Annotated in this window: 16 protein-coding genes, 1 pseudogene and 1 riboswitch; of the genes and pseudogenes, 10 read left to right on the top strand and 7 right to left on the bottom strand. The window is 72.8% G+C overall.

The annotated features are described in order from the left end of the window. Nucleotides 1–11: 11 nt before the first annotated feature. Both OHA99_RS31940 and OHA99_RS31935 read right to left on the bottom strand, forming a co-directional pair. The gene (locus OHA99_RS31940; RefSeq protein WP_153180925.1) at nucleotides 12–314 is read right to left on the bottom strand and encodes an urease subunit gamma; all 303 of its coding nucleotides are present in this window, start codon (nucleotides 312–314) and stop codon (nucleotides 12–14) included. Between the two features lie 224 nt (nucleotides 315–538). Next, the gene (locus OHA99_RS31935) at nucleotides 539–823 is read right to left on the bottom strand and encodes a type II toxin-antitoxin system Phd/YefM family antitoxin (RefSeq protein ID WP_153180924.1); all 285 of its coding nucleotides are present in this window, start codon (nucleotides 821–823) and stop codon (nucleotides 539–541) included. A 111-nt stretch (nucleotides 824–934) separates the two neighbouring features. Between OHA99_RS31935 and OHA99_RS31930 the strand changes: the two genes are divergently transcribed. From OHA99_RS31930 to OHA99_RS31920, 3 genes are all read left to right on the top strand, one after another. Continuing rightward, nucleotides 935–1,579, top strand: coding sequence for an ATP-dependent Clp protease proteolytic subunit (locus OHA99_RS31930; protein ID WP_381502066.1), 645 nt, complete (start codon nucleotides 935–937; stop codon nucleotides 1,577–1,579). Between the two features lie 8 nt (nucleotides 1,580–1,587). Then, complete coding sequence (locus tag OHA99_RS31925; RefSeq protein ID WP_153180922.1) at nucleotides 1,588–1,896, top strand: hypothetical protein; 309 nt, start codon at nucleotides 1,588–1,590, stop codon at nucleotides 1,894–1,896. A 372-nt stretch (nucleotides 1,897–2,268) separates the two neighbouring features. Next, nucleotides 2,269–2,411, top strand: a riboswitch (cyclic di-AMP (ydaO/yuaA leader). 3 nt (nucleotides 2,412–2,414) lie between these two features. Beyond that, nucleotides 2,415–2,888, top strand: a complete 474-nt coding sequence (locus OHA99_RS31920) for a C40 family peptidase (RefSeq protein WP_054102732.1) — start codon at nucleotides 2,415–2,417, stop codon at nucleotides 2,886–2,888. On the opposite strand, the gene OHA99_RS31915 is transcribed toward OHA99_RS31920, so the two are convergent. Continuing rightward, nucleotides 2,859–3,371, bottom strand: coding sequence for an ATP-binding protein (locus OHA99_RS31915; RefSeq protein ID WP_153180921.1), 513 nt, complete (start codon nucleotides 3,369–3,371; stop codon nucleotides 2,859–2,861). The two genes, OHA99_RS31920 and OHA99_RS31915, sit on opposite strands and share 30 nt — an antisense overlap. A gap of 216 nt (nucleotides 3,372–3,587) precedes the next feature. On the opposite strand from OHA99_RS31915, the gene OHA99_RS31910 reads away from it, so the two are divergent. Next, the gene (locus OHA99_RS31910; protein WP_164385591.1) at nucleotides 3,588–4,448 is read left to right on the top strand and encodes a helix-turn-helix transcriptional regulator; all 861 of its coding nucleotides are present in this window, start codon (nucleotides 3,588–3,590) and stop codon (nucleotides 4,446–4,448) included. Between the two features lie 21 nt (nucleotides 4,449–4,469). Continuing rightward, nucleotides 4,470–4,700, top strand: coding sequence for a DUF397 domain-containing protein (locus OHA99_RS31905; protein WP_153182075.1), 231 nt, complete (start codon nucleotides 4,470–4,472; stop codon nucleotides 4,698–4,700). Nucleotides 4,701–4,742: 42 nt separating this feature from the next. Here OHA99_RS31905 and OHA99_RS31900 read toward each other — a convergent pair whose 3' ends face one another. After that, a complete protein-coding gene (locus OHA99_RS31900) occupies nucleotides 4,743–5,870 on the bottom strand; it encodes an 8-amino-7-oxononanoate synthase (protein WP_405698471.1) in 1,128 nt (375 codons plus the stop codon). Nucleotides 5,871–6,020: 150 nt separating this feature from the next. Between OHA99_RS31900 and bioB the strand changes: the two genes are divergently transcribed. Genes bioB through bioD form a run of 3 tightly spaced genes read left to right on the top strand, consistent with a single transcriptional unit; the run spans nucleotide 6,021 to nucleotide 9,229 of the window. Next, nucleotides 6,021–7,232 (top strand): biotin synthase BioB, encoded by a 1,212-nt coding sequence (bioB, locus tag OHA99_RS31895; protein ID WP_164385589.1) that lies wholly within the window; start codon nucleotides 6,021–6,023, stop codon nucleotides 7,230–7,232. After that, on the top strand, nucleotides 7,225–8,511 hold the full coding sequence (locus tag OHA99_RS31890) for an adenosylmethionine--8-amino-7-oxononanoate transaminase (RefSeq protein WP_153180917.1): 1,287 nt from the start codon (nucleotides 7,225–7,227) through the stop codon (nucleotides 8,509–8,511). The genes bioB and OHA99_RS31890 overlap by 8 nt, the downstream gene beginning before the upstream one ends. Before the next feature lies 1 nt (nucleotide 8,512). After that, complete coding sequence (bioD, locus tag OHA99_RS31885) at nucleotides 8,513–9,229, top strand: dethiobiotin synthase (RefSeq protein ID WP_366473409.1); 717 nt, start codon at nucleotides 8,513–8,515, stop codon at nucleotides 9,227–9,229. 78 nt (nucleotides 9,230–9,307) lie between these two features. Here bioD and OHA99_RS31880 read toward each other — a convergent pair. Continuing rightward, nucleotides 9,308–9,472 (bottom strand): annotated as a pseudogene (locus tag OHA99_RS31880) (winged helix-turn-helix domain-containing protein); the annotation flags it as partial. Between the two features lie 502 nt (nucleotides 9,473–9,974). Between OHA99_RS31880 and OHA99_RS31875 the strand changes: the two are divergent. After that, nucleotides 9,975–10,652 carry a class I SAM-dependent methyltransferase gene (locus OHA99_RS31875; protein ID WP_153180915.1) on the top strand — a complete coding sequence of 226 codons (678 nt, stop codon included), beginning with the start codon at nucleotides 9,975–9,977 and terminating at the stop codon, nucleotides 10,650–10,652. Nucleotides 10,653–10,664: 12 nt separating this feature from the next. Here the strand turns inward: OHA99_RS31875 and OHA99_RS31870 are convergent, their stop codons facing one another. Continuing rightward, entirely contained in the window at nucleotides 10,665–11,039 is a 375-nt protein-coding gene (locus OHA99_RS31870) for a fic family toxin-antitoxin system, toxin component (protein ID WP_405698470.1), read from the bottom strand. Nucleotides 11,040–11,065: 26 nt separating this feature from the next. Then, nucleotides 11,066–11,293, bottom strand: coding sequence for a toxin-antitoxin system HicB family antitoxin (locus tag OHA99_RS31865; protein ID WP_087792090.1), 228 nt, complete (start codon nucleotides 11,291–11,293; stop codon nucleotides 11,066–11,068). Between the two features lie 110 nt (nucleotides 11,294–11,403). Here OHA99_RS31865 and OHA99_RS31860 point away from each other — a divergent pair, with 110 nt between their 5' ends. Beyond that, complete coding sequence (locus OHA99_RS31860; protein ID WP_405698469.1) at nucleotides 11,404–11,829, top strand: GNAT family N-acetyltransferase; 426 nt, start codon at nucleotides 11,404–11,406, stop codon at nucleotides 11,827–11,829. Nucleotides 11,830–11,886 lie beyond the last annotated feature (57 nt).

Below are 11,886 nucleotides of genomic sequence, written 5' to 3'. Positions count from 1 at the left end.
CCGCCGCCCCGTCAGATGATCGGATCGTGGACGGTGACCAGCTTGGTGCCGTCGGGGAAGGTGGCTTCGACCTGCACGTCGTGGATCATCTCGGGGATGCCCTCCATGACCTCGTCGCGCTGGATCAGCTTGCGTCCGGAGGACATGAGTTCGCCGACGCTGCGCCCGTCCCGGGCGCCTTCGAGGATGTGCGCGGTGATCAGCGCGACGACCTCGGGATGATTGAGCTTGACGCCTCGTGCGCGGCGCTTCTCCGCCACGTCCGCGGCCACATGGATGAGCAGTCTCTCCTGCTCGTGCGGGGTCAGTTGCATTTACCACCTCACAGGGCATCACGCCAGGACCCGACGGTCCGGCTGCCGCGGCCACCGCGACGGCTCTAGATGTAACACACATGAATGGGCCGGTATGCACCCACCGGTGCCGAAGAAACCGCAGGTGGATCGGGGTGCAGACTAGGGCTACAGTGTGACGGCCATGTCACCCGGTTTTGACCGATTGATTACCAGTGCCGTCGGCGATGTCCCGCATGCCCGTTCTACGACGGGTCCGTCCCGCGATGCTCCGCGGCGATGCCGAAGCGGTGGTGCTCGCGGGGCGCCGAGGCGGCGGCCGGGTCGTGGACCGTGGCGACCGAGGTGACCACCGGGGCGTCCGAGGACTCCTGGACCTCTTCCAGACGCTCGAGGTCGGCGGCGGAGACGAGGGCGACGAGAGGCTTGCCGTGCCGCGTCACGACGACGCGCTCACCGCCGTACACCACCCGGTTGATCAGGTCGGCGAGCTCAGCCCTGGCTTGCGTCACCGGAATCTCGTAGGCCATGACCCCAGCTTACGGTTTCGCCCGAATCCGCCTCCGGGAAGCGTACGTCCTGTACATTTTTTACGGAGACAGCGCAGCAGAAGACGGCTCTGCCACGAGGAGGGGTTCCCCATGACCCGACCGTCCGCCCGCCATGTCCTGCCCGGGTTCACCGAGCGCACGAGCGCCGGGGCCCGGACGACGGATCCCTACTCCGAGTTGCTCCGGGAGCGGATCGTCTTCCTCGGGACACCGGTCGACGAGACCTCCGCGAACGACGTGACGGCGCAGTTCATGTACCTGGAGCACCAGGCGCCGGACCGGGACATCGAGTTGTACGTCAACTCGCCCGGCGGCTCCTTCACCGCGATGACGGCGATCTACGACACGATGCGCCACGTCGCCTGCGACGTGGCGACGACCTGCCTCGGGCAGGCCGGTTCGTCCGCCGCGGTGCTGCTGGCGGCGGGCACCCCGGGCAAGCGCGCCGTACTGCCGGGCGCCCGGGTGGTGCTCCACCAGCCGGCGCCGACCGAACCGCTGGAGGGACCGGCGAACGACCTGGCCGTCCGCGCCGCCGAACTGGTCCGCGCCCGCGCCCGCCTGGAGGAGATCCTCGTACGGCACACGGGCCGCAGCCCCGGACAAGTGCACGCGGACATCGAGCGGGACACCGTCCTGGACGCCCAACAGGCGCTGGCGTACGGCCTGGTGGACCGGATCGTGGCGGACCGCAGGGCGTCGTCCGTCCCCTCCTCGGCGCCCGGCGCGAGGTGAGCGGGCCGGTGCTGCCACCCGAGTTGCCCCCGCTGCCCGCCCTGACCCGTGCCGAGGCGGAGGTCATCGACCGCTATCTCGACGTCGTCGACCTGCTGGGCCGGATCAACCCCGGGCGGGACGGCGACACCTACCGCGGACTGAGGGCCGCCCAGACGCTGGTCGGCAGGGCGACGGCGCTGCGGGACGCGCTGGCGCTGATGCACCACCGCGGCGAGACGGAGGTGCACGCCACCACCCTGGCCCGGGCGCTGCGGGTACTGGACGGCGAGCGGCGGACGGCGCGGGTCGGTCTTCCACCGGCTTCTGCGAGTTGAGGAAGCCGGAGCCGAAACGGACCAAAAGGCGTACCCCCTAACGGCGTAGGAACACGTCCGATTCGCAACCGGCCGAAGTTGCGGCACCCGTGGCCGCGGGCGGCGTGATGCCGCACTCCGCCGCTGGTCCCGGGGTCGCCGCCGCACTCGACGGCATCCCGGCGTCCGACGCGTCAACCCGAACGGATGAGCGGCGCGTAACAACACAAAGTGCACGTTCCATTGGGAATTCCCCTTGGGGCGGGACAAGATCCGTGACTGACGACAAGCCCCCGCCGCAGCGGCGGGGCGGTCCGGGCGGACGCCGAGTCCTGCCGCCGTCCGGACGACCGGTCGCGAGGGAAGTGGATCGGCAGGAGTGGAGGACCCGAGCACGACGGGTCGCCGGCACGGTCGTCCGAGCAGGACGCGCCGGACCGAGCGGTCCTTGGGGTGAAGCCGCACTCGTGCGGCCGGGCAACTTCGCCAGCCCGAATCCGACAGGTCATCCTTCACAGGCGGCTGACGAAGGGTTGCGCATGTCCGCGCTCAATCGTGTCCCGTCCCTGATGGCTCGTGCCGGTACGGCCTCGGTCCTCACCCTCGCCGCCGTGGGCGGCTCCGTCGTGGTCCCCGGTGCCGCCGCCGAGGCGGCCGCGGCGGGCCATGCGACGAAAGCCCTCAAGATCGCGGCTTCGAAGAAGGGCTCCCCGTACCGGTGGGGCGCCACCGGCCCCCACCGGTTCGACTGTTCCGGCCTGACGCTGTACTCGTTCAAGAAGGCCGGCAAGAAACTGCCGCGCACGGCGGCCCAGCAGTACAACAAGACGCGTCACGTCTCCGCCAAGAACCGCAAGGCCGGAGACCTCGTGTTCTTCCACTCCGGCCGCAGCGTCTACCACGTCGGCATCTACGCCGGCAAGGGCAGGCTCTGGCACGCCCCGAAGACCGGGGACGTGGTCCGCCTCCAGAAGATCTGGACGTCAAGCGTCTGGTACGGCCGGGTCAAGTAGCCCGCCCGCGGGGGTGGCGGCGGGCTGTCCCGCCGTCGCCCCCGCGGGTGCGCCCGGCCCGCCCGGGGGCGTCCAGGGCAGTTCGATCGAGACGGTCTTGCCGCCCTCGCGCGTGGGCCGGACTCTCAGCTTGCCGCCGCACTCGGCGGTGAGCCATCGGATGATCACCATGCCCCGCCCGTTGTCCTGCTGTACGGCCGCGGGCAGGCGCTTGGGGAACCGCGGATGGCTGTCGGTGACACCGATGCGCAGCCGCTCGTCGCGGTCGAGGACGAGGTCCACCGTGAAGGTGGGCGACTGCCCCAAGGTGTGCTGGACCGCGTTGGTCGCGAGTTCGGAGACGATGAGCCGGACGGTCCCGGCCAGGTCGGTGTCGGCCGGCAGCCCCCATTCCGCCAGGGTGCCGACCACATGGGTCCGCGCGGCGGCCACCGAGGCGGGATCGCTCGGCAGAGTGACGGATGCTTCCAGATGGTCTGCCATGGCGACGTCGTCCCTTTCTCACGGGACCGCAGGCCCGACACGGAGCGGATCGTTCGAGTACGGTCCCGGACTGGTGCTTCGCCGCCAGACTGCCATCACCAGGCCCAGGAAGGGCGGCGATCCACCAAGATATGCATATATCTGTCGCTCGAAGCGGTGAACTCTGCGACGGCAGAGCGTATTTGGGCGGCTCATAAGGAGTAAGGGAGTTGTCCCATGCAGCACGGTCCCGTGGTGCGCCGCCGGAAGCTGGGCGCGGAACTGCGCGCCCTGCGCACCTCGGCGGGCATCACCAGCGGCGAGGCGGCCCGGCTCGTGGGCTGGCACCAGTCGAAGGTCAGCCGGATCGAGACCGGGACGAGCGGGACGAAACCGGCCGACGTGCGGTTACTGCTGGACGTCTACGGCGTGCACGACGAGCAGCTGCGGGGGCTCCTTGTGACGCTGGCGCAGCAGGAGGGGGCGGGCGGCCGCAACGACTGGTGGCACGCCTACCGCGGGGTGCTGCCCCCGACCTACCGCGACTTCATCAGCCTGGAGTCGCAGGCCAGCGCGATGCGCACGCTGGAGACCACCGTGGTCCCCGGCCTGCTCCAGACCCCGGAGTACGCCCGCGCGGTGACGCGGGCCGCGGTGGACCAACTGCCGGAGGAGCGGCTGGACACGCTGGTGGAGGTGCGGCTGGCCCGGCAGGACGTGCTGCGGGCACAGCCGCCGCTGGCGCTGAGCGCGGTCCTGGACGAGGCGGTGCTGCGCCGGGAGGTGGGCGGACCCGGGGTGATGGCCCGTCAACTGGCCCGACTGGTCGAGGCCGCGCGGCTCCCCCACGTCCGGCTCCAGGTGCTCCCGTTTGCCGCCGGGGCGCACATCGGTGTCACCGGCCCTTTCGTAATCTTCTCTTTTTCGAGCACTTCTGATCTCGACGTGGTTGTTCTCGACCACTTGACGAGTAGCCTGCACCTCGAACGGAAAGAAGACCTAGAGGCCTACACCGAGGCCTTCAACGCCCTTCTGATCCATGCCCTTTCGCCCGAGGACTCGTTGGACTTCATCGCCGCGACCGCGGCAGGCGCGTAAGGAGGCACCATGTCAGGCTCCATGTCCGAACTTCCCCGGAACATCCCTGTCAGCACGGATATGACCGGCACCCGGTGGCTGCGCAGCAGCTACAGCACCGGGGCGAACAACTGCGTCGAGACGGCCCGTCCGCCGGCCGGTCCCTGGGCCGGGCTGCTCGCCGTGCGCGACTCCAAGAACCCGGCCGGCCCCGCCCTGCTCTTCTCCCCCGGGAGCTGGACGGCGTTCACCGCCGGCGTCCACCGCGGCTGACCACGCCGGACGCCGGACGACGCACGGCCGTGTCACGCCGACTCATGGCCGCGCTTCGCCGATCACCCGTACAGCGCGTTCGATCTGGTCCCCGGAGAGGTCCCCACGAGCGGTCAGCCTGAGCCGTGAGACCCCGTCGGGCACGGAGGGAGGGCGGAAACAGCCCACGGACAGGCCGGCCGCACGGCAGTCGGCCGCCCATCGCACGGCCTCCTCCGGGGAGGGCGCACGCACCGAGACCACCGCGGCGTCCGGACGTACCGCGTCCAGACCCGCGGCGGTCAGGCGAGCGTGCAGTTCGGCGGCGACGGCGCGGGCCCGCGCCGCACGCTCCGGCTCGCGACCGAGCAGCCGGAGCGCCGCCAGGGCCGCCCCCGCCGCGGCGGGGGCGAGTCCGGTGTCGAAGATGAACGTACGGGCCGCGTTGACCAGGTGGTCGACGACCCGGGCGGGGCCCAGCACGGCGCCGCCCTGGGCGCCGAGCGACTTGGACAGCGTGACGGTGACGACGACGTCGTCGCGGCCCGCGAGGCCCGCCCCCTGCGGTGCGCCCCGGCCGCCGTCCCCGAGGACACCGAGCCCGTGGGCGTCGTCGACGACCAGCCCGGCCCCGTGTTCCCGGCACGCCTCGCCGAGCGCGGTCAGGGGCGCGGCGTCGCCGTCGACCGAGAAGACCGTGTCGGAGACGGCCACGGCGGGTCCGTCGTGCGTCGCCAGCGCCTTGCGCACGGCCTCCGGATCGGCGTGCCCCACCACCTGGGTGGTGCCGCGGGCGAGCCGGCAGCCGTCGATCAGCGAGGCGTGGTTGCCCGCGTCGGAGACGACGAGACTGCCGTGCGGCGCCAGCGCGGTGACCGCGGCGAGGTTGGCCGCGTAGCCGGAGGAGAGGACGAGCGCCGCCTCGAACCCGCAGAACTCGGCCAGTTCGCGTTCGAGTTCGGTGTGCAGTGCGGTCGTGCCGGTCACGAGCCGCGAGCCGGTCGCGCCGCCGCCCCAGGTCCGCGCGGCCCGGACCGCCCCCTCGACGACTTCCGGGTGCCGGGCGAGTCCCAGGTAGTCGTTGCTCGCCAGGTCCAGCAGCGGCGACACCGCCGGACGGGGACGCAGAACCCGTACGAGTCCGGCCTCGCGGCGCGCCCGGTCCTGCTCGTCGATCCAGCCGAACGCCATGGGGCGGCCCTCCGGGGTTTTGTAGGCAATGAACAGACATTAGCGGTCCGGCCACCCCCGCGAGGTGTGGCAATACCCACACGTCGATCTGTCAGTGTTGTGCGAAGTCTCCTTGGCCGCGGACGGCCCCGTACGACAGGATCGGCTCTCATGGACCTGCTGAACACGCTGGTGGACAAGGGGCTTCGGCGCGAGTCGCCGACCCGCGAGGAGGCGCTCGCCGTCCTCGCCACTTCCGACGACGACGTGCTCGATGTGGTGGCCGCGGCCGGCAAGGTGCGCCGTCACTGGTTCGGCCGACGGGTGAAACTCAACTATCTCGTCAACCTCAAGTCGGGCCTGTGCCCCGAGGACTGCTCCTACTGCTCGCAGCGGCTGGGCTCCAAGGCGGAGATCCTCAAGTACACCTGGCTCAAGCCCGACCAGGCCTCTGCGGCCGCCGCGGCGGGGGTGTCCGGGGGCGCCAAGCGGGTGTGCCTGGTGGCCAGCGGACGCGGTCCGACCGACCGGGACGTGGACCGGGTGTCGGACACCATCAAGGCCATCAAGGAGCAGAACGAGTCCGTCGAGGTGTGCGCCTGCCTGGGCCTGCTCTCCGACGGGCAGGCGGAGCGGCTGCGGGAGGCCGGCGCGGACGCCTACAACCACAACCTCAACACCTCCGAGTCGACGTACGGCGACATCACGACCACGCACACGTACGCCGACCGGGTGGACACGGTGACCAAGGCGCACGCGGCCGGCCTGTCCGCCTGCTCGGGTCTCATCGCGGGCATGGGCGAGAGCGACGAGGACCTGGTCGACGTGGTCTTCTCGCTGCGCGAGCTGGACCCGGACTCGGTGCCGGTCAACTTCCTGATCCCGATGGAGGGCACGCCGCTGGCCAAGGAGTGGCACCTCACCCCGCAGCGGTGCCTGCGCATCCTGGCGATGACGCGGTTCGTCTGCCCGGACGTCGAGGTGCGCATCGCCGGCGGGCGCGAGGTGCACCTGCGCACGATGCAGCCGCTCGCCCTGCACCTGGCCAACTCGATCTTCCTCGGCGACTACCTCACCAGCGAGGGCCAGGCGGGCCACACGGACCTGGAGATGATCGCGGACGCCGGCTTCGAGGTGGAGGGCGCCGGCGAGGTCACGCTGCCGGAGCACCGCGCCTCCGTGCGGGGTGGCGGTTGCGGCTCGCACGAGGGCGGGGGCGGCTGCGGCTCCCACGAAGGCGCCGACGGCGACGCGGGCTGCGGGTCGCACGCCGGTGGTGGAGTGTGCGCCCCCGCGCCCGCGGCACGCGCCGAGGAGCCCCGCACGGACCTGGTGGCGGTGCGCCGCCGCGGCGCCGGGACGGACCTCGCGCCCAATGCCTGAGCCCGCGCTGAACGTCGCCGAGTTGCTGGCCCTCGACCGGCGGCACGTCTGGCACCCCTACGGGCCCATGCCCGGCCGGCAGGACCCGCTGGTCGTGGAGTCGGCGAGCGGGGTGCGGCTGCGGCCCGCCGACGGCTCCGGGGAACTGGTCGACGGGATGTCGTCCTGGTGGTCGGCGATCCACGGCTACAACCACCCGGTGCTGAACGAGGCCGCGCGCGAGCAGTTGGAGCGGATGAGCCACGTGATGTTCGGCGGGCTCACCCACGAGCCCGCCGTGCGGCTGGCGAAGCTCCTTGTCGACATGTCACCCGAGGGGCTGGAGCACGTGTTCCTCGCCGACTCCGGGTCGGTGTCGGTCGAGGTCGCCGTGAAGATGTGCCTCCAGTACTGGCGTTCGCTCGGCCGCCCCGGCAAGCGGCGCCTGCTCACCTGGCGCGGCGGCTACCACGGCGACACCTGGCAGCCCATGTCGGTGTGCGACCCGGAGGGCGGCATGCACGAGCTCTGGTCCGGCGTCCTGCCGCGCCAGGTCTTCGCGGACGCGCCCCCCGCGGAGTACGAGGAGACGTACGCCGACCACCTGCGGTCGCTGATCGAGCGGCACGCCGACGAACTGGCCGCGGTGATCGTGGAGCCGGTGGTGCAGGGCGCGGGCGGGATGCGCTTCCACTCCCCCGCGTACCTGCGGGTGCTGCGCGAGGCGTGCGACGCGCACGGCGTCCTGCTGGTGTTCGACGAGATCGCCACCGGGTTCGGGCGCACGGGCGCGCTGTTCGCGGCGGAGCACGCGGCGGTGACGCCGGACGTGATGTGCGTGGGCAAGGCGCTGACCGGCGGCTACCTGACGATGGCGGCCACCCTGTGCACCTCGCGGGTGGCCGAGGGCATCTCGCGCGGCGAGGTGCCGGTGCTGGCCCACGGTCCGACGTTCATGGGCAATCCGCTGGCCGCCGCGGTGGCGTGCGCGTCGATCGGGCTGCTGCTCGGGCAGGACTGGCTCGGGGAGGTCAAGCGGATCGAGGCGGGTCTTAGTGCGGGGCTCGCGCCCGCCGCCGCATTGCCGGGGGTCCGGGACGTACGCGTGCTCGGCGCGATCGGAGTGGTGCAGCTCGACCACGACGTCGACATGCGGGCGGCGACCGAGGCCGCGGTGCGCGAGGGTGTGTGGCTGCGTCCGTTCCGCGACCTGGTCTACACCATGCCGCCGTACGTCACGGGCGACGCGGACGTGGCACGGATCGCCCGCGCGGTGTGCGCGGCGGCACGGGAGGGATGAGATGCCGGTACTGGTGATCACCGGCACGGGCACGGAGGTCGGCAAGACCGTCGTGACCGCCGCAGTCGCCGCGGCGGCGCTGGCGGGCGGCCGGTCGGTGGCCGTGCTGAAGGCCGCACAGACGGGCGTGGGTCCGGACGAGGCCGGGGACGCCCGGGAGGTGGCGCGGCTCGCGGGTGACGTGACGGTCGCCGAAGTGGCCCGCTTCCCCGAGCCCTTGGCTCCGGGCACGGCCGCGCGCCGGGCCGGGCTGCCGCCGGTGCACCCGCCGGAGGTCGCGGAGGCCGCGGCGAAACTGGCCACCGAGCACGACCTGGTGCTGGTCGAGGGTGCGGGCGGGCTGCTCGTGCGCTTCGACGCGGCCGGCGGCACGCTGGCGGACGTGGCCGGTCTGCTGGGCGCACCGGTGCTCCTGGTGACGTCGGCGGGGCTCGGCACGCTGAACACCACGGAGCTGACGGCGCGCGAACTGCGGTCCCGGGGGCTGGAGCTGCCGGGGCTGGTGATCGGCAGTTGGCCCGGCTCCCCGGACCTCGCCGCCCGCTGCAACCTCGCGGACCTCCCGGACGTGTCCGGCGCTCCCCTGCTCGGCGCCGTCCCGGCCGGAGCGGGGTCCCTCGACCCGGCCCGCTTCCGGTCGGCGGCACCGCACTGGCTGGCACCGCCGTTGCACGGCACGTGGGACGCGGAGGCCTACGGCACCCGGCACGGCGCGTGACCGACGACGCGCCCGCGACGGACGGCGCGGGGGCACGCGGCGACGCACCCCGCGCCGGCGGGACGACCCAGGGTGCGGGCCCACGCCCGGCTCGGTGGAGATGATCCAGGGCTCGCCGAGGCGCTTGCGCAGGGCCGAGACGGTGATGCGGACGGCGTTGGTGAACGGGTCGGCGTTCTCGTCCCACGCGCGTTCCAGGAGTTCCTCGGCGCTGACGACACCGCCCTCGGCGGCGACCAGCATGCCCGCTCGGCACCGCGCACGCCCCCTGACCCCGGCGGCTTTCTGTCCGCGACGCCCGTGACGGCGACTGCGAGCGGCGCCGGAGCACGCGGCGAGGGACCACACACCGCCGGGACGCGCGGACCCGTTCGGCATGGGGCAGCCACCCTGACCCGGGCGGCTTCCCGTCCGTGGCCTCCACGCCGTCCGTCACGTCCGTGACGTCCGTGACGGGCGTGACGGGCGTGACGGGCGGGCCCGGAGGGTGCGGGTCGTCGTCGACACTGCGGCGGGCAGGGGCCCGGCGCGGGCGCGTTCGCCGTGACCGGGTGGTTTCGGCGGCTGCCGCCGGTCGCAGCGGCCGGGGCCCGGGGCGGCGCGCACCCCGAGAGGCCCCCGAACCCCGGGGCTCCGGCCCTGGGACCGAACAGGCGCGCTCCGGGCGAGTCGCTCGCGCGGTGGGTGCGCCGGGCCTCGGCGGGGGAGAATCGTGGTGAGGCGCCGCCTCGTGAGGGAGGTCCCCATGCCGCTGCGACCCGCTCGGACCCGCGGGGTGCCGCGGGACGCCGTGCACCATCCGCTGTTCGCCCGCTGCTACGCCCGGATCAGTGTGGGCGCCGAGACCCGGATGGGCATGGCGCGCGTCCGCGAACGGCTCCTCACCGGGCTCTCCGGGCGGGTGATCGAGGTCGGCGCGGGCAACGGGCTGAACTTCTCGCACTACCCGGGCACCGTCTCCGAGGTCGTCGCCATCGAACCGGAGCGCGTGCTGCGGACGCTGGCGGTCGACGCGGCGCAGCACGCCCGCGTACCGGTGGACGTGGCACCGGGCGCGGCGGAGGCGCTGCCGGTCAAGAGCGAAGCCTTCGACGCGGCCGTGGTCTCGCTGGTGCTGTGCAGCGTCCGGGACGTGCCGCGGGCGCTCGCGGAGCTGCGGCGGGTGCTGCGGCCCGGCGGACAGGTGCGGTTCTTCGAGCACGGCCGGGGCGGCGGGCGGGCGATGACCTTCACCCAGCGCGCGCTGGACCGGACGCTGTGGCCTCCGCTGTCCGGCGGCTGCCACCTGTCCCGGGAACCGGTCGCGGCGCTGCGGGACGCGGGGTTCGTGCTCGGGCCCTACCGGCGGACGATGATGCCGGAGAACGGGCCGGCGCTGCCCAGTTCGTACTGCGTCCTGGGCACGGCCTGGCGGCCTTCCTGAGCCGTGGCAGGGTCACACGCTCCACCGGCGGAGTTCGTCCGCGATCGCCTCGACCGACGCCTCGCCCCGCTTGACCAGCAGCGCGAGATCGCGCACCTGCTCGGGCACGGGGGCGACCTTGACCCCGCTCGCGACCAGGTAGGCGTAGGCGACCGCGGAGGCGAACAGGGCGTTGGAGCGTTCCAGCGCCAAAACGTGGATCAGCAGTTGGAGCAGGGCGGCGGCGCGGGCGTGCGGAGTGGTGTAGACGGGGGTCTCGAATATCTCGGCCCGGTGGCGGGCGACGGCCGCGACGAGCGCGCCCCAGTCGGTGACCTGGGGGTCACCGGGAGTGCGCTGCTCGGCGAGCATCAGCAGCCAGGCGAGATCGATGGTGAGGTCGTTCATCCGGGGCGCGACGGCTCAGCGGCGGCTCAGTGCCGGCCCTCGCCGACCTCCTCGGCGAACACCTTCTCGTACTGCCGCATGAAGTCGGCGGCGGCCTCCACGAAGGTGTGGCCGGCCTCGCCGGTGTCCTGCCGGACCAGTTCCTCGATGTAGCGGTTGACGCTCATCCCCCGGGACAGGGCCTTCTCGCGGGCCGCCCGGGCGGTGCCCTCGTCCACCCGCACGTTCAGCTGGGCCTTCTGGGTCTTCGCCATACCTAGAAGCTAGCGCCGGAACGCTAGCAGCGGCAAGGCCCGGTCACCGAGGCCGGTCCGCATGCCGGAAACCCCGCACCGGGGTCCGGCGCCCGTGGTGGGATCGCGGCATGACGGATCTGCGCATACGGCCCGCCGGGCCCGAGGACCTGGACACCGTGCTGGCCTTCTGGAGGACGGCCGCCGAGGGAACGAGCATCAGCGACGACCGGGACGGAGTGGAGCGCCTGGTGGCGCGCGACCCCGGGGCGCTGCTCCTGGCCGAGCGCGGCGGGGAACTGTTGGGCACGGTGATCGCGGGCTTCGACGGCTGGCGCTGCCACCTGTACCGGCTGGCGGTGCACCCGGGTCACCGGCGCCGGGGCATCGGCTCGGTCCTGCTCGCGGCGGCCGACGAGCGGTTCGTACGGCTCGGCGGGCGCCGCGGGGACGCGATGGTGCTGGTGCGCAACGAGCGGGCCCAGCATGCATGGCGGGCCGCCGGGTACGAGCCGCAGGAGCAGTGGCGGCGCTGGGTGAAGCACCTCACCCGATGAGCGGCCGCGAGGCGAAAGGTTGAAGGCTTGAACATCGGGCGGACCTCCGGTTCCTGG

Origin of the sequence: Streptomyces coelicoflavus (assembly GCF_045041415.1) — a bacterium.
GTDB classification, from domain to species: domain Bacteria; phylum Actinomycetota; class Actinomycetes; order Streptomycetales; family Streptomycetaceae; genus Streptomyces; species Streptomyces coelicoflavus.
The sequence above is the reverse complement of the archived record's forward strand: the minus strand, read 5'-3'. Positions and strand labels throughout refer to the sequence as shown.